1 protein-coding gene is annotated in these 1,462 nt (G+C 37.3%); it reads left to right on the top strand.

Annotated elements, in window-relative coordinates; translation table 11 throughout:
- Positions 1-147 precede the first annotated feature (147 nt).
- The coding region (locus DVW83_RS14620) for a hypothetical protein (RefSeq protein WP_153226971.1) at positions 148-1,462 on the top strand (1,315 nt) is incomplete at its 3' end.

The following is a 1,462-nucleotide window of genomic DNA, read 5'->3' as shown; positions in this document are numbered from 1 at the left end:
GAAAATATATTAAGTTTGATCAATGAGAGACCGGTAAAACATTGTATAGTATTTTACACAGGATTATGGACTTGACTATGTTTTACAATATCAAAGTATTTTTTTATTATTGTTTGAAGGTATGCTTGAGTGAAAGAAGGAGAATAAATGGTAAAAAATAAAAGTGGGAGTATCATTGCTATTGTGGTGCTGTTTCTTAATCTATTGGTGTCAATCCCGGTTGTTGCAGAAACATATCTCCCACAAAATCCTAGAAATATCCATGCGGATCTAACAGGAAATTATGGTGCATTAGGCATTGCTTCTCAATTCCATGTTTTTTCAAAGGAAAAAACTACTATCAACGCGCACACAAATGGAAATGTAGCAACGAAAGAATTAGATGCGAATAATAATTTTGGTACAGATATCATCAGTGGAGACTTGCAATTGGAAATCAATTATGTTCAAGTGACTGACTCATTGATTGGTTCCTCACTGACTTCAGGAAATGATAATCGTGTGAATAAATTTGTTGTGGGAGAAACGGTAGCCACAGGATCAGAAAATGATAAAGCAGTAATTAATGGTTCAAGAATCGATCATTTGACTCTAGAAGAGTTTTATCAAGATCGTCCTGGACAAACATACATCGATTTTGCTTCAGAATTCGCACAACTTGTAAGTAGTTCAGATTTACTGATGTCAATGACCCCGACACAAACATTTACATCTGCTGATTTTCCAGATATGAACAATCGAACGATAGTTTTGACGGGAAACGATGACTCTAATTTTATCTTGGCAAACGTTGATGCCTCAGTGTTGCAAGGTAATACACCATTAAATATATCTAATCCGGAAAATAAAGTGGTTGTACTGAATGTGATCAATGCTCCGGCAGATTTTAGTGTTCAATCACAAATCCATTATAATGGACGTAACAATCAAGAAACAGAAGATTTCTCTGATGCCAATCTTTCTTGGAACTTTGGTAGTGCACTACCTAACTTGACGATTGCTGCACCATTCCAAGGAACGATCATTGCACCAAATACAGATATCACAGTCAATCAAAATATGGATGGAACAATCATCGGTAACAATGTGGTCTTAAATGCATCAACGAATCGTTGGGATCCAAATGAAATTTTCCCAGTTGATATTCCTGACCATTCAGATTCATCAAGTACAACGGAACCAAGTACATCAGATTCAACAAGTAGTACAACAGAACCAAGCACATCAGATTCAACAAGTAGTACAACAGAACCAAGCACGTCAGACTCAACAAGTAGTACAACAGAACCAAGTACATCAGAATCGACAAGTAAAGTACAACAGAACCAAGTACGTCAGATTCAACAAGTAGTACAACGGAACCAAGTACATCAGATTCAACAAGCAGTACAACAGAACCAAGCACATAAGAAGAACCAAGACCGACAGAACCAGAAAGCACGGCGGAAGCGCGCCGTCGGCG

It is taken from the genome of Enterococcus sp. VV15, assembly GCF_005236045.1.
Classification (GTDB): Bacteria; Bacillota; Bacilli; order Lactobacillales; family Enterococcaceae; genus Enterococcus_B; species Enterococcus_B durans.
This window is presented reverse-complemented; position numbering and strand designations above follow the sequence as displayed.